We start from the raw sequence: 20,749 nt of genomic DNA, 5'->3' as shown, positions 1-20,749 counted from the left end.
TTTATTTTATGTTAAATAATCTTTTAGCCTTTTGATTAGGAATAATATTTATTGTAACTTTCTTTCCATTAGGTAATTTTATATTTATATGTTTCATCTTTGCATGCTTATTTTCCGGTCCATGCCCATATATCCTTCCTGTCTCATTATCAATATTGTAGTCTTTATGATACATTCCATTTTCATTTTTCCCTTTAAATTTAGTCCAATCTGGTATTCCTCCGTCAGGAGATGCTCCAGGTGCTTTAATTGCATCAGGAAGTGCTTTTTCTAACAATGCATCAGCTTCCAAAATAGAATTTACAGTCACATCCTTTCCTGCGAGCAAATCATTAATATCTCCCCTTTTAACTTTTACATATTTTTTTGATTTATACGCATTCTCTAAATCTTCTCCTATTTTAACCTTATTCTCTTTCTTTATTTTAGAAAGTTTAGGTTCTATTTCCTTCGCAATCCAATCTGCTTTTTCCTGATCGGTAAGTGTGGCATCTGCCTCAAGCTCATTTATCTGACGACTAATTTCGGGATTTTCTTCTAATTCTAATACATATTTTTCACGAATAGGCTCACAAGGAGAAGCACATACGTAAATTTCCCCTTTTTCCGTCATAGTAACCGTATGCCCTTCATGAGTTTTAGCCTGCCCATAGGATTTGCCATGCTCGGTTTGAATTGGTTTTACATCCTCTTCCTTAATATTAGATTTACCACTAACTTTTTCATTTCTCTTATTTTCAGGTAAAATATCCTCAGGGATCTTATTTTTAGTCGATTTCACATTAAAATACTCCGAAGGAATTTCGCCTTTAATTAAAATCTCTTTGTCTCTGACACTGTTGTTAAGATCTCTTACAGCATCATCTACTCTTTTCTGATTTTTAGGCGTTGGACTTTCTTCAAGCCTTTTCATCGCCTGATCTATTTTAGCCTGTAGTTCCGCCTGTACCTTTTCAGGTCTCAATACCTCTACCTCACTTATTTTACCTGCAGCAATATCAGCTTCGAGCCTTTTGATATCAACTTCAATCACATTGTCTCCGTAAGTTTTACCTATACCAGGACCTTCATCTGAGAAAGAAGTATAAGGGCTTTTGCTTTTCATTGGCTCGCTTCCTCTTACGTGATCTGAAACAGTAGCACTTCCGTTTTTGTCTGCGGGAGTTAAATTTCCTTCTTCATTAATGTGGGATTTTATCCTTCCTTCTTTTGAACCTGCAGGAGAATAAGGTCTGTTATCTTGTCTGAATATACTTTCTTCATATACATTTTCCTGCACCTGAACTGGTTTCACATCTTCTTTCTTAACATTGGATTTCCCAGTGCTTTTTTCATTTCTTACAGGCTGTTCATGCATTCTGTCAGGAACGGTCTGCTCTTCAAAAGGAAGTTGATTCAAGTTTCGGCTTGGCGGTGTTGTAGATTTTTTCTTGAAAGGTTCAGTAACCCATTCCTGTGCTTTTTTATAAGCTGTTTTAAAACGTTGGGACGCTTTAATCCATGTATCTTTTTTGAAAACAGACGTTATTTTTCTAGGGATAGAAACAATACTTGCTTTTATTCCATTTCTTGCGGTAATGAACATTCGCTTGCCAAAAGTTTTTGGGTTTCTTTTTGCCAGATCTTTTATTGAAGCTCCTCCTTTTTTCGAGGCTTTTCCCCCTATCATTGCCAAAATAGCCATGCCTGAATTGGCAATATCGCTTTTTAACTCTCCAGAGTTTTTAAATAAAACATCAGCCGTTTTTGCCGTATGTACATCATAAATATTTTTAATTCCGTTGAGTATATTCAATCCTAACGCTATCGCACCAATCCAGAATGTGATGGTTCCCATTGTTATGGTAGCACCTCCCAGCCAGGCAGCTAATGGTGCCAGGCCACCCAGAGTGAAAATTGATCCTACGGCGGCAGCTAGTGTTAATATACCCAATATACCTGTAATGACACCGGCTATGATAAGTACTTTATTGGCTATCCCGGCGGCTTTTTGAAGAATCATTCCTACCGGATCTTCTGAGAATCCTTTCCAACTTGTCAAATCGTCCCAAATACCACTTATAGATCCTGAAATAGCCTCTACCCATGCTTTAGGACTAAAGATTGATTCAATAAATTTACCTACATCAGTCCAGGTAATGGATGTAACGTCATTCCAAATGTCTGAAAATGCAATAGAAATGGACATCCATAATCTTTTTAAACCAGTAATTCTATTCAGATTTTTGGTCACTAAGTTTAATGGTTTTTGTAAAGCATCTTTACGTTTGTTATTAAAGACTTCTATTTGAGAATTTCTGATGCTTTCAACATTTTGGTCAATTAAGCTTTGATGTTCTGACTGATCACTATCATAATTAGCATTTACTTCTTCTAATTTGTCTTTTAATAAATTTTGTTGATCCGGACTTAATTTTCTTAGAAAAGCTATCTGCTCATCTTCTGCTTTTAATTGTGCAAAATCTACCAACAAACGTTCTGTCTCATTAAGTTCTTTAGGGGTTTGCTGGATTTTATCTTTTTCTTTTTGTAGTAAGCTATTTCTTCCCTCAACTGTTGCCATATTGGCATAGTAAGCATGTTGAGTTTTGATAACCTCTTTTTCGATAATGTAAGAATCCAATAACATAGCATCGGCTTCCTGGTTCAATTTTTTACTTTGCGATTCTACCTGTTTCAGTTTTGGAGTAAGTTTTCCTAACTCTTTTTTCGCTTCTATATTCTTTTTAGTATCTGCGGCCAGTTTAGCTTTTGATTTTCGTATTGACGCTCTGGAAGACGTTATTTCATTCTGTATCTTTGCATTCTTACCTTTAGCTTGTTGAGCTTCCTGAGATAATTTTTGAGTTGTATTTCCTGCCTGAGATACTGCTTGATTTATCGTACCGGCGTTAGTACTTAATTCATTTAATTTTCTGGTAAGGTTTCCTGAATCAGCATTTTTTGGATCTTGATGTTTTTGAGATCCTCCGAGTAAACTTTTTGCTTCGTTATTGAAATCATTTGCTTTGGTCTTATTTTTATTATATTCCTGTTGATATACTCCTACTTCCTGCTCTACCTTTTGTTGTCTTTTTACTGAAGTTTCAAGTCCTTTTTCTAATTTTTTGATTAAAGCTTCTTTCGTTTCTATACTATCTTCTGATTTTTCTAAATCAGCGTCTGATTTTTGAATTTCTTTTTCTACTTCTTTAATCTTATTTTTGAGTGTTTTAGCTGCTTCGTTTTGAGATTTCACCTGATCTCTGGCTTCTACTCCCTGGTCCCTAAACTCCTGTGCAGCGACAACAAGCCCAACTATGTTGATTGTCGTTTGTGCATCTGGAGCTATTTCGGCTTGCTCACTATCAACAGCCTTGTCCATTCTCGGTGTAACAACGGATTGAATATCATCCGGAATGACAACTTTTGTTTCTTTTTCTCCTTTAGTTTTTGAATTTAATTTTCTATTATTAGATTTTTTGTCATCCATAACCCTTTCGGAACGAGGTACTTCATTTTTATCCGCAACCTTTTTTGAGCTATTGCTATTAACTTCGGATGATATTGGTTTAACTGGAGGTATTTTAATCTCAACTGCTTTCCCAATTGGCTTCTGATCTATAACTGGTTTTAACGCTTCAGATTTGCTGCTAATGTTTTTTAATGCTCCTTTTTCGCCTTCTCTTGCCGTTTTTGCAGAAGTTTCCTGATTTTTAACCATCTGACGAACTGCTGACTGCTCCTCAGGTGTCTTTGGTACATTATTTCCCGATTTAATATTATGATAATCTTGTACCTGATTAACATTCAAAGTGGCCATATAGCCTTTTTCAATTTTCTTGGTGTCCGGATGATTGATATCACCAGTTTTTGCCAGACTCTCCCGGAGTTTTTCATAATTTTTTTCCGATCCCTGCCCATAAATATCTTGTGAATCATGAACACCCGCAACGGTACCATTGAGATTAAGCAATTTATCGTTGGGTCTTTCTGATCCAGTTTTAACGGATGAATCTCCGGCCTTTTGTGTCTGTACATTTGCCACTTGCACCTCAGACAGAGGTACAACCACCCGATCTTTCGGCTTTTGCTTTTTGCTCTGGTTTTTATGGGCTTTATTGTCTATTTCTACAGGTTTTGCTGCTTTCATTGACTTAGTTTTTTTATTTCATATTATTTTAAAAGACCTATAAAGCACAACCAAACTGTTATGCTTTATAGGGTGCCTGCCGGGTTTGAAAAATCGTACCGTGTGGGTAGATTCTTTAAGAATGTCAGTAAATGGAAATGGCATTCGACTTTATGGATGAGAAACAGGCAACACTGAACCATTTCCTTTGTTTGTTCTCTTGTTTTTTGAATTTTCAGGTTTTCAAGTTCTTACAATCACTCTCTTGGGTGATCAGTTCTGTAATGGCAGGTAGAGTTTTTTATCATCTTTTCTATTGCAATGATTTAAGCATACCTACAAGTCCATTGATGGATATAAGTTTAATTCATATCACCTTTCTTTTCTTCTTCTTCACCAGACTGTCTGTCTGTCTTCACTCCATATCGGTTTTCAATAAAAAGATTCACTGCTTTATCAATCCAGTTAGGGAGATTTGTAGTGATCATTTTCAAGAATTTATCATAACCGTAACCAAGCACAAATAATATCCCTGTTGAATACCATTTGTCATGCAACTCGGCTCTGTTCATTAAATAGCTCATTGTAAAACCTACTATCACCACTATCACCAATGTGATAAAATGCTCCCACGGCTGTTTTTTCTCTTTATTTTGTATGGAGACCAGTACCCTTAACAATCCTCCTGAAAATGCTATTGCAGTTCCGATCAAAAGGGCTTTTATACTATCCAAAGTCATTCTTTCCTATTATATTATTTATTAAAATTTTAATTTTTTAGCAACTTCCAGGTGTTTACTTATTCCTGAGAAAGGATGTACATATCATCTAAAAATTTTCTGATTTTCCGGATATTTTCACTCTCATCCGCATAAGCCAGTTCATCAATAATATCACTGATATCTCTACCTGGTTTCTTCAATTTTTCCTTATCTTTTTCTTTTTTTTCTTTTCTTTTTTTTTCATGGCTTTTAGAATTTATTAGAATGATTTTTTAGTTTTTTTTTAAAATTGATTTCTCTTCCAATCGACTAAGGCTAAACGGTTTTCGTTTTACAATTCATGGTTCATTTAAAACAACAGAACTAAAAAGCAAAAACCGTTTTTCACCTTAATATTTTACCTGTAATTTAAATTTGAGAAAGATATCAGAGCAGCCTTTTAATCTGATGTATGGGCTCTTGAGGATCTAGCAATAACTTTGAATCCTTTTTTATCTTTTTAGAATGAATAATTTCAAGAAATGAATTATGAATACACACTATCTACAAACATTATCTTATTGATATTCACATTACAACATTAAATGGTAAGGACTGAGCGTTCTTCCGCGATCATACGTTATGGCTGAAGAATGATGTTATATATTGTTCTTTCAGACAGAAACAACATTTCCATCAGCTCATTGACAATCACTTTCATCTGTTTATCCTGATTACGTCTTACATAATCAATGACAAAATCTTTTCTTTTTTCGACTAATTCTTTACTACGTTTCATATTCTATGGTTAAAAGTTTTTTGGTTTAAAAGTTTTTTTTGTATCAGACAGGCTTCCTTCTCTTACCTGTTGACCGTTTCATAAAGTCATAAGAATCCCTAAAGACGAATATTCCGCCTCTTAAAAAGATGTCTAATTCAATTAATTTTGTTTTTTTTAGAAGCCGGTACCAGGTATTTCCCAATAAAAATCTTACCCTGACTTCTTTATTTTAAATTTCATTTGCCTTCTCAGGATGTATTAGCAACTTTACTGACAACTATAATTAATCGATATTTTATATGTTGAAGAGTAGTGTTTTTCTACATTTTAGGCTTGTTTTTTATTTTCAGGAAAAAACAAAGAGCAAAATGATTGCTTTATTCAGATATCAATCAAAAAATAAACGCATTTTTATCATTAATTAAACAATACAAAACGAACAAAATTCAAATAAAACAATATTCAAAACGCAATTTTTACACTTTATAGATTATTTAAAATTTCCTTATTCCAACTTGCTCCGGATAAAGCAAAAAATAAAAATATCTATCTATTAAATACAATATATATAAAATAAGTTTTCAACTTGCTTAATTACACGTAATTACAAACAAAAACAATATTTCAAAATATTAAAAAAATATTAAATTTTAAATATAATTTTGTACATTTGTACTGTTCCATCTTAACGATGAAACAAATATACGAACATTGTTCGTTTTTCAAAATAAAAAACGAACATTTTATTCATTTTTTTTACAAATAACTATAAACATATCAAAATGAACTATTTAGAATTCAAAGAAATCAGAAAGAAACTAAACATGAAGCAGGCTGATATAGCAAAATCTATAGGAGTAGGCACCAGAGCCGTGCAGTATTGGGAAAAAGGCGAACGAAAAATACCGGAAACAACCGCTTACTTTGTAACCAATTTACTATTAAAGCAACAGGAACTCAATGATGACAGTGCGTCTCCGGTTGTTTTTTCAGATTTAAAGATCATGCATGTTCCATTGGCGAATCAATATGCACAAGCCGGTTATCTGAGTAATTTTGCTGATGAAGAATATATAGAAAGCTTACCGACTATTCCTTTTACGGATGATGTAGAGCACAGAGGTGAATACATGTGTTTTGAAGTGAAAGGAGACAGCATGGATAACGGATCGTATGAAAGTTATCTGGAAGGTGACATTATCTTATGCAGAAACATCAGACAGGATTACTGGATGAGTAAACTGCATTATGATAAGTGGGATTTTGTAATCGTTCACAAAGAGAAAGGAATTTTAGTAAAACGAATCGTAAACCACGATGTTGAGAAAGGCCTTATCACTCTTCATTCTCTGAATGAATATTATGAAGATTTCGAGATCCACCTGAAGGATGTTGCGAAACTGTTCAATATTATAAGTACCAGACGTAAAAACAACAGAAGATAATTGCCTGAGTGAATAAAATCCTCAATTTCTTGAGGATTTTATTGGGGCATTTCAGATCATCACCATAAGATATTCTAACAGCTCACTTTGTCTTCAATACTTATTATTGTAGCATTTTCAGGATCCACCCTATAAATTAGCCTTGGGTTAAAACCTGAATTAGAACTTAGAAATCTTATCCATCTGATCCCACTTCTTTTGAAGCTTTCGGGTGCATTTGGCTCAAATTCTTTTATGTTTGTAGGTGTTGCAAGCATACCATTAGTCAAGTAAATCAATGTTCCTATATCTGGTAAAGAAGGTTTCAAAATTACTTTCGTTTTCCAGGCGGGGTCTGTCCCGTTGCAAAGAGGATCTGGATTCAGATCATCTATACCAGACAAGCAGTAGGCTTCTACTGTACCTCTCCATTCTTTAGAATCAAACTGAACAGCATCTGACCATTCCGAAATTCCCTCTGGTTTACAATACTTTCTTATTCTTATATATAACTTAGTATTATCAGGAATTTTTCCATTTTTCATATCAATATTTTCAAATTGGGTATACGCAGTATCACTGAAACCCACCTTTGTATAAATAATGTCTGTAAAGTCAGGGTCTTTTGCTATCTGATATTCCAATGTTGCAAGATTGGTGGTATCATCAACCCAGTAGTTCATTACGATCTGGCCATCATCCAGCACTTTTATATCATAGATCTTAGGAACATAGCAAGTAGAAGAAGAGTTGCATCTTCCAACGTTCAAGAAAAACTCTCTCTTAGTAACAATTTCACCTACAGCCAGTTTCACTTCCAATTCGTATGTGCCTGGAGTTTGAATATCATTTTGAATATCATTAAGCTTTATTGCATTACCAGTTGCAACCAATTGCTTTATATCATGGGTAGGTCCCGGCGGATTTAAATAAGTCACAGTCGCCGCTGTTAGTGGCAATGAAGATTCATATCCTATTTTGAATGAAACATCACATTTTGCTGCTGCCATTATATTATGTTTTTATTGTTAATATTATATTTTCATTAATACCTAAGGGGTGCTTAAATCATTTTAAAGAAAAAACACCCCATGATATTAGATTAGATTTAATCTCAATACACTGTTACAGTTGTTGTATCAATACTAAATGCATCACTATTAGCATCTTTAACCAGAAGCTGGAACTTATAGTTACCGGCAACTAAATCTTCAACTACCAGGTCTCCGCTAGCAGGGTCAGTAATTAGCTTCACATCCGGACCTTCTAATTTGCTCCAGAAGTATAGAAGTACCGGCGCTCCGTCACCAGATCCTTTTAGTCCAAATCTCCCCAGCTCTAAAGAAAACCTCAGGTCTTTCGCTCCGGCATCAGCTTTAATAATCGGCAGAGTGGCAGGACAGCAGTTTACACTATCTGATAAGTCTATCTTTTTGATCGCAACGTACCAATCTCTTATTGTAATGGTTTGAGTACATTCACCGTTACTCACCTTCACATTGATCGCCGGGATATTTTTTGGATCTACATTCATCAATGTATAACTCATATTTCCATTAGCATCCGGCTGAGAGAGCGGGTTACCATCTACACTGTAAGTATAGTTTGTAAAGCCTGGACCTGAAACAACGAAATTTACTTTTGTTTCATTTGAATTACCTGCCGGATAATCAACAGACTTAACAGATATCCCAACCTTCGGTGTTGAAATAACCCTAATACTGCAGTTGGTTTGTTTTCCGTTTACAGTAAAGGTAATTACCTGACCATGTAATGCAGGATTCACCAGGTTCGGATTGAAGGAATACCCCCCGGCACCGGATACAACACTAGCTTCAGCACCAGCACTAGCTGCTACAACTCCATTACCGGGTACTACGTTAAAAGGAATAGACCCGGATTCAGAACAAATAGAACTCACCGGCAAACTTAATTGAACCGGAGCATCATACCAGCCTCTTATAGTCGTGTATTGAGAGCACCCTCCTCCAGTCACATTCACCCCTATCACCGGAATATTTTTCGGATCCAGATTAGAATATTTATAACTTATCTTACCATTTATAGGTTTTGGAGGAGTAAACTGTCCATTACCCAGGAAATCCCATTCGTACATATATTCTGTAAAGTAGGGTCCGGAAACGTCAATGTTTATTGTGGTTTCTGTTGAACCGTTAGCTGGATAATCAACAGTATAATTAATATTAACTTTAGGTGGCGGAATAACTTTAATACGGCAGTTCGTTGATTTATCGTTTACAGTAAATGTAATGTACTGACCATACAAAGCAGAATTCACTGCATTTGGATTGAAGGAATAGCTACCATTGCCGGACACAACACTAGCTTCAGCACCAGCACTGGCTTTCACAATCCCATCCGTAGGGAATAGATCAATAAAAGGTATAGAATCTGATACAGAACAAATAATATCAGTTGCTAAACTTAAGCGAACCGGAGCATCGTGCCAGTCTCTTATTGTAACGTCCTGGGTACATCCGCTGCCATCTACTTTTACTCTTATTGCCGGAATATTTTTAAGATCCAGATTGTAATACTTGTAACTCACAAATCCATTTGCATCCGGCTTTATCGGAACCCAAACGTCAGTTCCAAGGAAATCCCAGCTGTACGTATAGTCTGCAAAGTTTGCTCCGGAAACTTTAATGTTTACTATTGTTGCTGTTGAGTCTCCTCCAGGATAAATGACAGGTTCTACAACTTCTACTTTAATATCCGGTTCTGAAATCACTTTAATGCTGCAATCTGTAGCTTTTCCATTGACAGTAAATGTAATTTCCTGCCCATAGAACTGAGCATCCACGGCCTTTGGATCAAATACATATTGCCCATTAATGATTTTCACGCCATCACCAACACTTGCTTTGATCACTCCATTCATAGGGGATACTGTAAAAGGTATAGGACTGGATTCAGCACAGATAACAGAAGTTGGCAAACTTAATTTGATGATCGCTTTTGGAGTACAACAGATGTATGGAAGTGAAAAGTCTGCAATAACTTTTGGATTTTTTATGGAATCATACACCATAATAAAAGTACCTTTTCTTTCAACGCCTCGTTTATGCTCTAATCCTGAGTTCTTTTCTACGTATTCATTGAAATAAGCTTTTGTCAGATCTTTATTTCCTTTTATTTCTTCTAAAGACAAAAGCATGATATCAAATCCCAGCTGCTGCTTATCCTTGATTTCCTTTATCTGTTCAAAAGCCTTTTGATAATCCATCCCCTGATGACCTTCAATATTATAAAATGAATAGTTATCTATATTGAGATTTAATGGACTTACTTGTTCGGAATTTCCTATTAACACCCAATCCGTATCAAATGTCAGATTATTGCCGGATGACCGATTGTTTGTTTTATCAAAATTCCATGTTTTTAAAAACTCTTCTGTAACATGATAGTAAAAAGGAACTGCCTTATTGCCCAGAGGATTTAATTTTTGCGAAGGGGTAATTTTAACCCGTTCTTTATTTTTAATAATAGTATCAGGATCAAAACTTCCCACTTGCTGATTAAAACGATTAATTAAGGTTTTAACTTTTTGAGTTGCTTTTTCATCATCTAAAGCAGGAGAATTATAAAACTGATGTCTTGAAGAGTCCAATTGGATATCTGATATTAGTTTTCCAAGCATGATATGTTTAGGAAAAGAAGCAAAATCCGGGAAACATTTAGTAAATGCTTTAGGGAGCAATTCTACAATTTCAGAATAGGTATCCATCAAATCCTTTATCACATCATAAGTATACTGAAAACCTGTTTCCTGATTAATAACTCTGTCTATTGACGCTTTAAACACATCATAGCTAGCACTTGAAACACCTAGAATTTTGGCGATTGCTGCTGTTTTTTCAAAAACACTCTTCCCATAATCAGCTTTATCTACCGCCTTGATATATACATTTTTTAAATCAGAGACTTTCAGCTTATTTTCTGAAACAAAACGCTCTAAAATAATCCGGTTTTGCTTTACAGGCTCCAAAATATCCTCTATAAACAAAGGATGAGGCTGAAGGTGATCTTTTCTTTTGGGCTTAACCTCACCTGTTACGGGATCAGGCAGAGAAAAACCATCTTCTCCAAGAATGTGAGTGATACCACTTGCTGTAGTAACTAATACTTTAAGGTTTCTAATCTGCTGTATTCCATGGTTATCACAGTCAACGCCTCTACAAGGTTTCACTTCTTTTTCATAATCCTCCAAATACAGCAGTAAGTATTTGTCTTCTAAATTTGTAAGATTATTAACAGGCTGAAAATCAGATTTTGCTTCCTGAGCTGTTGCCAGTTCCCATAGTTCAATCTGCTCGTTCCCTTCGTAAAATGCCGGATACTTTACTTTAAAATTATCGTATACTTTAAAATGGGTAAAGTTTTTATTTTTCAGATCAACTGTCTTCAGATCACTCAAGTACAAGTCTTCACTCGTCTTGCTGGTATTACTCAGGGTTAGTAAATCTCCATCAGTTGTAATGGCGGCTCCCTGGGAAAGCTCTATGCTGTCTAAAAGTCTGTTTTTATAAATAAGTTTTGGCTTAAGCCCACATACAACACCTACCCCTTGCAGCAATACTCTGGACAAACGGTCCTGATCTTCGAAAGAGTCCAGAAACTCATTGAACTGATCAGGATCTTCCAGATACTGTCCTTTACTGAACTTTCGATATTGAACGGTTATATTACTTAATTGATTATTCATTATTGTTCATTTTTAATGATTTATTAAGGTCTTTTAATAAACTTCATAGACAATTCAAACTGTCTATGAAGTTATTATCTGACTATTATTTTGTCACTCCTGTACAAGGGTTTATTTTTAGGAAATTCCCGTTTGGATATCCTTTATAAATAGGAACTGTAGCGTTTGCTAAGTAAATTTCTGTATAAGCAACATCCTGGTGGCAACCAGTAGGTGGTCTGTTATTAACAGGTAAAGCACATTCAAGAGAAAACTCTACAAAACCATCCAATGATTGTGATGCCATTTGCTTAGCTTCAGCCTGAGTAATGATAATTTCATTATATCTGCTCAGCGCAGGAGTACCTGGTTTATGGTTACCTCTATCCTGATTACCTCCTGTATTACTTAAATGGATATTTCCAATAAAGCCAGGGTATGGATTGACCCCTCCTATTACAATATCATTTCCTTTTAAGTTGAAGGTAGCATCATTACAAACGTGACCCTGGTCTACATCGTCTCTGTACTGAATAACCACTCTCATTCCACTTAAACATGCAATCGTAGACTGACCTTTTAATTTTAGCGGAGCTAATCTGTACACATTACTACAGCCATTAGCATTGGTTACTGTAAGTGTTGGATTGAAAGTTTTTTCCTGTCCTGCAACAAGCTTATACACATGAACTTTTTTATTAGTTGGAGCCTCATTATGTACGATTGGAGTACCATCATCAAAATTCCAGGTAAATGTAACCCCTGTAAAGTCTCCGGTAACATTAAATTCAACCGTAGCATCCGGATTGTTTGCATTTTCGTCCATCGTAGGAGCGTCATAACTCACTGTACCTGTAGTAACAGATACGTTTGGCTGCGCATACACGATCATCTGTGCTTCCACTGGATCATCATTCACGGTAAACGTAATCGTTTGTCCAAAATAAGTTGCGTTAACCAGACTAGGATCGAAGAAGCTTTGACCTCCGGATTGTGTAACTGCAGGAATTGGAGTACCATTCACAAATGCTTTTACCTGTCCGTCTAACGGAACAATGGTCATTGCAATAGGAGCATCTTTCTGACACAGTTTGTTTTTCGGTAATGATAAGAATGCAGGATCCTTTTTAGAACAGCATAGGTAAGGCAGTGAAAAATCTGCAAGAACCTGATTTTCAGCTTCCGAATAGTAAATCAATGCAAAAGTTCCGCCCGGTTCTACTCCTGCCATATGTTCCAGACCTGATTTCCTTTCTAAAAACTCGCTTAAAAGTTCACTTACAACATCATCTTTTTTAGGATCTTGTTTTACAACGGTAATTCCTTCGGATGATCCTTCTTTTGAGAATTCAGCCTGGTTCAGCAATCTTAGCTGTTCATCCAGTTTAGAGATGTTCAGTAAAGTATTTTGTGAATTGAGTGTTCTGTTGCTGACATCGCTGGAAATAGATACCAACTGTTTTCTCAATTCTTCTATGGATACTGTTTTTTCTCTGATTGGCGGCTCCCCACCAGGTTTTTCACCTTTATTCAGGACCAATGCAATGACATCAAAAGCTAATCCGTATTGGGTTTTAAGATCATTGATGTTTTGCAATGCTGTTTTATAAGGCATTCCCAGGTGACCTTCAATTCTATAAAAATCGTTATTGTCAATGTTATAATTCAGTGGATTCTGAATAAAGTCTTCTCCTGCTAAATTGGCTGTGTGATAGCTTAAATTATAAGCTGCCCTATCTGTTTTTGTTTTTTCAAAGTTCCATTGAGTCAATAAGGTTTTATCTACATTATAGTAGTATGGTATTGCTTTATTACCCAATCTTACATTGAGATTTGAAGGAGTAATTTTAATGCGTCCGATATAGGATTGAAATCCATTGACTTTCTGCACAAAACGGTTGGCAAGCATTACCACTCTTTCATAATTCTCGTCATCACTGGTAGTAACCGGTGAATTATAAAAACCGTGGCGTAAAGGGGTATATCCTCCTAATTCCTGCTTTGCTCCGACATTTCCCAACATAAGGTGTTTAGGGAATGAAGCAATATCCGGACAGCATTCAGCATTGAGATGCAGAATCAATCCTTTTATTTCATTATAGGTATCAATCAGATCCTTTAATAAATCATATCGGTACTGATAATCTTCTAAGCCTGGAGAAGTGTTTGACAGTAAAGGATTCAATTTGTCAAAGAGTGTCTGTCCTCCCAGATTCATGTTTACATTAAAAGTTGCTGCAATGGAAGTAAAGCCGTCACTTAATTCTGCAACAGTACTGATGGCACCCTGAAATTTTGTTTTTAGCTGCGGTGCTGTTTTAACAAGTGTATCCAGAATAACTCTTTTAGCTTCTATGTTCGGTAAACTGTCAAAAAGCTTTTCATAAAAATTATGTTGTTTATAGATCGTATCTTTTGCATCACCTTTCGCAATAAGCTCTGAAACAGATGCTGTATCTGCAAGAAGCACTTTAAGGTTAGAAACCTGCTCAGCTCCGTTATTGTCACAATCAGCATCCTGACATGGATTCTCATCATTGGAATAACTTTCTAAATACAGAATTACAACTTTATCACTTAGTGAAAGACTTATATCCAGTACCGGCTTAAAATCTCCGGCATTAGCACCTCCGTCTACCAGCTTTCTGTACTCTTGTGTTGTAAATAATTCTAAAAGAGGAATTTGCTGGCCTCCGATACGAAAATGCTCATATCCTACAACATCAACATAATTTCTGTAGTATCTGTAATTATTAGCCTTGAAGTCAATGATAGCCTCTGAATTTTTGCTTCCTGCCTGGCGCAGTGTTATTAAGTCTCCATCGGTAGTAACACCGGCTCCCTGTGTAACTGCAATTGTATCAAAGGGAAGCTCAAGATCTCTATCTCCGGGTCTGGATGTTTTTTCCGCTAAGGTAGGTGAGATTTCAAGTTCCACATAATTCGATTGAAAACCACACACAATTCCTACGCCGCTCAGACGGGTTCTTGATAGTCTGTCCTGATCTTCAAAATAATCTATAAATTCGTTTAATTGCCCTTCTGTTAACGCCTGATTGTCGTTGAACTTTCTATATTGGGTTGTTACATTGTCTAATTTAGTATTCATTATTTTTCAATTTTTTTTGATAAGTTGGATTGTCCTAATATGATTTTTCCGTCCAGAATATCACTATCACTGGCATCGCAGTCCAAAAGCCTTCCCGGTCGATAGATATTATTCAAATGGCTAAGAGCGGTCAATAAATCCGTAATGCTGTTTCCGAGATTCAGAATATTGTTTCTTGACTTATCTAAAAGGTATTTTTTAAATGCTGCTTCAAATTCAGCCAAATCATTCTGAGCAGTTTGTTTTTCACTCAAACGATCTCCCACCCAGCAGATTTTCGCTAAAATATGAGCCGGAATTTCCTGCCTGATAACGGTTTCTGCATAGCGTCTGAAATCAGGATCCTGAAAACGGTAAGCAAAGCCGGGAAGGACAACACTTACTCTGTAGGAATAAGGATCAAACACATCTGTTTCACAACCTTCTTCACAGGAAGACATAAAGGCTTCCGAATATTCTATCGGATCTGTTGTCGGATTGTCTTCTTCCAGATCATACATGATTCTGAAAGTACCTCCAACAGACATACAGCCAATACCTCCCATAAGTTTATAATCCTTAGTAGTTGGCTTTAATAATAAATGCTCAACAAGGAAAATACCTTCTTCTGTAAATTCGTATTTGAAATAATTGATCGTCTCTTCAATTCCTTTTTTCAGGTCTTTCAATTCTGAATAAGGATTGGTTTTTTTGTGAACAGCAATAACATTTTTCTGGTCATCCAGAATCTCAAAATAATAGTTACCTCCTAATGAAACACGGATTTTTATATTCCCAATTAAACAGTAATCCTTTTCACAATTTTTCAGTTTTTCTAATGTTTCTTCCGGCTTTTTCTCATCCAGTCTGGCTAATGCATTTTCAAGATCTTCCTGATCAATCTGAAGGGTTTGATAAATAGCTTCATTCAGATTTTTGATTGCAATATGCTCAGTCGTGTAGCTGTTTACAGAGGATAAAACAATATTGTTAGCGATATCTTTTATTTTCCAGGTATATGTTTTTTTACCTGCATTGTCTATTGTTTCAATGATGGATACCGGCGACTGGGATAAGTTTCTCTGGGTATAATCTTTAATTCCCAGCAAACGGGCAATTCTTTTCTGAACACCGGAAATATTACTGGTATTCCACAGATCTGAATCTCCGATTAGGGTATAATTATAGCCTAATCCTCTGTCCTTACTTAATGAAGAATACTCTTTTAAGAAGTTTTCTTTATTGCCTAAAACAATTTCATCGGTAGATTTTCCATACAGTGATTTCATCAAGAAGGTATAGTCGCTGAATGTTTCAGCAAAACGGGAGATCAGATGGTCCAACACTTCATTTCGGCGTTCCACACTGTTATCCAGCTCTTTATACAATGAATCTGTAAGTTGATCTTCATTTTCTGTATCATAGTCAGAAACCAGTTCATCAAAGCCTTTAATATTTTTAAGAGTCTGTGTAAAAAAGGTTCTTTTTAACTTACCATTGATGCTCAATACTTCTTTTATTTTTTCAAGGTGTTTGAAATATCCGGCAAGAATCTGATCAAAAAACAGTAAATACCCTTTCATTTGTTTGGCCAGGGCTTCTCTTTCCGGAGATTGATTTCCGATAATTCCTGATTCTCCTACTCCATAGGTATCCGGGAATTCATTCAGAATAGTGGCATAGTTCGCAATATCATATGAAGTTCCCTTTGGTAAAGCCAATTCTTTATTCTGTCTTGCATCATCTCTAAGTACTTCTTCTTCTCTTTTAAGAGTTTCTAAGTAATCCTGAACCTTTTTGTCATTGATATTTAATGGAAGAGATCCTTTACTGTAACTGAATGAACTCAGCTCGCACAGTTCCGGTTTTCTGCCCTTTTCAATACAGATAAGCCAATCGTTATTCTGTTTGATGATATTATCACAGCCTGCAATAGAAACGTCATGAATTTCTTTAACCCCTTCAATCTTCATGATTTCACTGATAATATCAGAAAGACGAACTTCTGTTCTTAACTGGCTGTTTTTAAGCTCTTCGGTATCAATAAATCCGTTATCCAAAAGAGGTCCTTCAAAGATCTGATCTGTCGTAAGACCTTTATCAAGCATTTGCTTCAATGAATAAAAATGAACTTCCGGAGACAAATAATTATTGATAGCTCTGATTACTTTGGCATGCACCAGCTCTTCATCTGCTTTGCTGACAAGTCCAATGCGGGCACATACTGCCACTTTCTGGATTTCAACTTCTTTAATTTCTGCCAGATCTTCACAAAGGCTTCTGTTGGCGTGGTAACTGTCTAATATTTTGATATTAACATTAGATTTTTCACACCCGATTCCATCTGTATCAATATCTTCAGCATAATCTACATAAAGGTCATACAATCCTTTTACGGTAAAGCTTTCTGTTTTATCTCCGATAGGTTTAAAGTCTAAATCCCCGGTTTTACAATCAACGTATAGTTTTTCATTTTTAGGAACTAACCAACAGTTACGGATCGGTCTTATAAGACTTCCTGCCATGTTGATATCTATGAACAGCTTTCTGTAATCCAGCTCGTTTAAAGGTCTTGACGGTAAAATTTCTGCAGCGTTTAAAAACTGAGTATGAATGTCTGTTTTTACATCATCAGATGCTAAGATATCTTCCATGTTCAGGTTCATCCTCATCCCAAGATCTGTTATGGCATAGCTTAGAACTTCCAAAGTGGTGATCCCGGGATCATGAGAGTTATAATCGGTCCAGAGTTTTCCTCCTAACTTTTCTATGTATTCAATCCCTGTTTTGCGTAGAAAATGAAAATCTGTCTGATCTCCGGTTTCTATATTTTTTGATATACTAATATGTTTATTTTCTGACATGATTATGTTTCTTCTTATTTATTATTAAATACATACCTGTTCTGTAATAGTGACATTGTGCTGCTTGGCAGATACCAGAATTGATTTTGGATCTACTTCGATTAAAGATTTCCTTTGCGGAATATTATTCACCAGGATTTTAATATCATCAATGTAATCTACATAATGCAGCTGCTCCAGATAGTTAACCAATTGATTAACATTTAACTCTACATTAAAATCAATATTTTCAGAGTCTGTAAAAGCCCATGGCGATATGTATTTTTTAATATCTTCGTCCAGCTGTTTGATGTAGAATGTTTCGTCATACTGCTCAAAGAACCTGACCTTTGTTTCTACTTTTGCTTCTTTATAATTGGGATTAATCACCTGAGCGGTCACATGCATTGTATTTAATTCATTTACATAGTTTTGAATTTTATTCAAAGAGGCTCTGCTTACTCTGGGCTGATAGATGTCAAAAGCATTTTTATTTTTAATATTCGGAACCACCATCAGGGTTACATGACCAGGAGCCATATAGGACGTTTCGGAAGTATGATTTAAACATTTTACCTTAAAGACTTCCGGAAATTCCTGTAATACCAGATGTTCGTAATCCCATTGTGTAATAGCTCTGTGCTTGTGTCTTAACCGTTCACTCACACGTCTGTAAAACTCGGTATCTGTTTCTTTGTATTTCCCGTCAAACGAGTTATAAGGCTGGCTGACAGATTTTACCTGAGGAACTCTGGAGATCAGCTTAGCAATGGTTTTTGCCTCCAATCCGTTATTGAGGTGAGACAGATCATTGTCCTGATTCTGGAATGTTGCTAAAACAGCCTGAGTATAAATTCCCTGGATTTTGCATACTGCATCGTAGCTTCTTTGTGATTTGGCTCTGATCCAGACTAATCCGTCGGTAAATCTTGTGTGGCTTTTATCAACATCCTTAGGCACTTTGAACTTGATTATCCCTGATTCCAGGAATTTTCTGGTCTCGTTCTGCAGCATATAATCCGACAAACTCATCCATGAATTGTTTGAAAGGATATGCCATTCTATAAATTCTTTTTCCAGGAAAGTATCCACCAGAGGGTTTTCACTTCCTTCCAGCATTTGAATTAATAGTGAAACTGTGGTCTGAGGCATTGCTTCCAGACCGATGTACAGTTCACCTCCATTTTGGTGTACCGGTACAATGCTGTTGGTTTCGACTTCTTTTTCGTATTGACCGAATACGTCTTCGTGGTACAGCTGTACTTCTTTATTTTTTGAAGCTTCTCCTGCAGATTCTTTTTCCAGATAAGAATATACATTTTCTTTTGCGCTGTAATTCAACTCTATATCTTCCGCAAAAGGAATATATGGCTCATTGGGAATAAGTTTTTTAAAGGTCGGATTACTTGATAATGCCAATGTATACAGTTTAGGATATACATCCTGTAATGACGACTGGTTCAGTGTTACTCTGATCGTCTCACTTGTTCCTGCTTTATTACTTGCATTATTTACAGAAAACCGGATTTTATACGCATCTTTTTCTTTACTGAATACATCAATATCATTAGCCTTTTCATACCAGATTTCTTTATCCAGCAAGGCAACATCTGCTTTAAAGTAAGCGTCAGAACCTACGATTGAGGAGCTTTTTAAGGCCTCAAAATCGGTTAAACTTATATTCTGATTTGGCTGAATAACATATCCGCTGTATAAATCTTTTACAGAATCCGGAGCATTCTTCCAGTTGATCGTAATGTCTGCATTCTGCCATTTTTTGGAAAACATTTCAGGACATCTGATATAAAAATTAGATCCTTTAACAGGTTGTGCGGTGAAAGGATAATAAGGCTTTTCTGAATTTAATGCCCCGTTGTCATTTTCTAGCTGAATAGATTTTACTCCTTTTACATCAACTGCTATTTCTATGTTCTTTATTAATTTTTCTGAAAGAGCTTCATACATATCGTAGTATTTTTCTCCTTCAATCATCAATCTTACCACAGGAAAGCTGGTTTGAAATGTTTCTGCCAGCACTTCTTTATTGTATTTTACAACGGCCGGGAACTCTTTTTGTAATGTAATAGAAAGTTCTAATCTTTCTTCTTCGTTTTTAATACATATTAAATCAGCACCTGATAACCATTCTTTCTCCCCGCTGCAAAGCACTTTGATATTATTTTTAATCTCTGTTTTTGAAAGGCTCTGTAATTTCTGAGTTGAGTTCTTATTAAAATCGATCTTAAGAGTAATGGTACGTTCTCCTTCTTTTAAATCAAATAATGAGGAAGCAATTGAAAAGCCTAGTTTGGCTTTTGGAAGTTCCTTATAAATCGATTTATTGGAAACGGTTTCATCAGAATTATATCCAAACGGCCACCAATAGTTGCTGTCTTCCGGTAATTTATCTCCCAAACCATCGGCAGAATTGGCCACCGAAGCCATTTTCAGCTCTCTCTTTTCAGCATCATTTAAGAAACTTTTGATCTCAACTACTTTTGCCTGATTGGCAATAATTTCATCACCTGTTTTGTAGATTCGTTTCTTTCCGTCAGTGTCTTTATTCCCATCCAGTAATGTACCGGCCGGAATTTTTTCCTGAATCGCTTTTTTGGCGAGTTCAAAGATCACATAGACTTTGTCTGATTTGGCATCATTTTTCTCAATTTGAAGAATTTCGTTATAATAGAAATCCAGGTGTCTTTTCGTCAGATTATTGAAAGCTTTTTTTGAGAAATCCAATAATTTTAAGAAGCAGACAAATAATGTCAGATGAGGGGTAAGGCTGCTATCCTGTTCAAACTGGGACATAAGATCTGTAACCTGTTTTTTCATACTTTTATACTCAACGCTTTCTCTACGTGGGATAGCGTTGGCATCATCACCCAGGAAGAAGTTTCCCCATTTTCCTTTTGGTGCCGTATTATCATCTTTGTCAAAATAGTTTACATGACTTGCAAAATTGTTTGCGAATAATAGCCAGTCAAACAAATCGAAATCGTGTAACTCAAGATTCCCAGGATCTAATTCTGCTAAAAAGCGCTGCATTTGTGATTTTCCTTCACGATAATGTGAAAATGTATCTGTTTTTTTCAT

Annotated in this window: 10 protein-coding genes; 1 reads left to right on the top strand and 9 read right to left on the bottom strand. The window is 35.8% G+C overall.

The annotated features are described in order from the left end of the window. Position 1: 1 nt before the first annotated feature. The 4 genes from ACLMCG_RS10805 to ACLMCG_RS10790 all read right to left on the bottom strand — a co-directional run bounded on the left by ACLMCG_RS10805 (position 2) and on the right by ACLMCG_RS10790 (position 5,611). Complete coding sequence (locus ACLMCG_RS10805) at positions 2-4,132, bottom strand: hypothetical protein (RefSeq protein WP_413959543.1); 4,131 nt, start codon at positions 4,130-4,132, stop codon at positions 2-4. A 341-nt stretch (positions 4,133-4,473) separates the two neighbouring features. Beyond that, positions 4,474-4,851, bottom strand: coding sequence for a hypothetical protein (locus ACLMCG_RS10800; RefSeq protein WP_223599593.1), 378 nt, complete (start codon positions 4,849-4,851; stop codon positions 4,474-4,476). Positions 4,852-4,910: 59 nt separating this feature from the next. Further along, positions 4,911-5,033: a hypothetical protein gene (locus tag ACLMCG_RS10795; protein ID WP_413959542.1), complete on the bottom strand. Its 123-nt coding sequence runs from the start codon at positions 5,031-5,033 to the stop codon at positions 4,911-4,913. Positions 5,034-5,452: 419 nt separating this feature from the next. Next, complete coding sequence (locus ACLMCG_RS10790; RefSeq protein WP_156118456.1) at positions 5,453-5,611, bottom strand: hypothetical protein; 159 nt, start codon at positions 5,609-5,611, stop codon at positions 5,453-5,455. Between the two features lie 764 nt (positions 5,612-6,375). Here ACLMCG_RS10790 and ACLMCG_RS10785 point away from each other — a divergent pair. Further along, positions 6,376-7,038, top strand: coding sequence for a S24 family peptidase (locus tag ACLMCG_RS10785; protein ID WP_047421519.1), 663 nt, complete (start codon positions 6,376-6,378; stop codon positions 7,036-7,038). A 74-nt stretch (positions 7,039-7,112) separates the two neighbouring features. On the opposite strand, the gene ACLMCG_RS10780 is transcribed toward ACLMCG_RS10785, so the two are convergent. From ACLMCG_RS10780 to ACLMCG_RS10760, 5 genes are all read right to left on the bottom strand, one after another. Further along, positions 7,113-8,027: a hypothetical protein gene (locus tag ACLMCG_RS10780; RefSeq protein ID WP_413959541.1), complete on the bottom strand. Its 915-nt coding sequence runs from the start codon at positions 8,025-8,027 to the stop codon at positions 7,113-7,115. Positions 8,028-8,131: 104 nt separating this feature from the next. Further along, the gene (locus tag ACLMCG_RS10775) at positions 8,132-11,743 is read right to left on the bottom strand and encodes a PKD domain-containing protein (RefSeq protein ID WP_413959540.1); all 3,612 of its coding nucleotides are present in this window, start codon (positions 11,741-11,743) and stop codon (positions 8,132-8,134) included. A gap of 85 nt (positions 11,744-11,828) precedes the next feature. Beyond that, positions 11,829-14,831, bottom strand: coding sequence for a PKD domain-containing protein (locus ACLMCG_RS10770; RefSeq protein WP_413959539.1), 3,003 nt, complete (start codon positions 14,829-14,831; stop codon positions 11,829-11,831). Further along, positions 14,831-17,674, bottom strand: a complete 2,844-nt coding sequence (locus ACLMCG_RS10765; protein WP_413959538.1) for a hypothetical protein — start codon at positions 17,672-17,674, stop codon at positions 14,831-14,833. The genes ACLMCG_RS10770 and ACLMCG_RS10765 overlap by 1 nt, the downstream gene beginning before the upstream one ends. A 24-nt stretch (positions 17,675-17,698) precedes the next feature. Continuing rightward, positions 17,699-20,749 carry a baseplate J/gp47 family protein gene (locus tag ACLMCG_RS10760; protein WP_413959537.1) on the bottom strand — a complete coding sequence of 1,017 codons (3,051 nt, stop codon included), beginning with the start codon at positions 20,747-20,749 and terminating at the stop codon, positions 17,699-17,701.

This window comes from Chryseobacterium sp. S90 (genome assembly GCF_047444895.1).
GTDB lineage: Bacteria > Bacteroidota > Bacteroidia > Flavobacteriales > Weeksellaceae > Chryseobacterium.
Note: the sequence above shows the minus strand (reverse complement) of the source record. Positions and strands in the feature narration are given on the sequence as shown.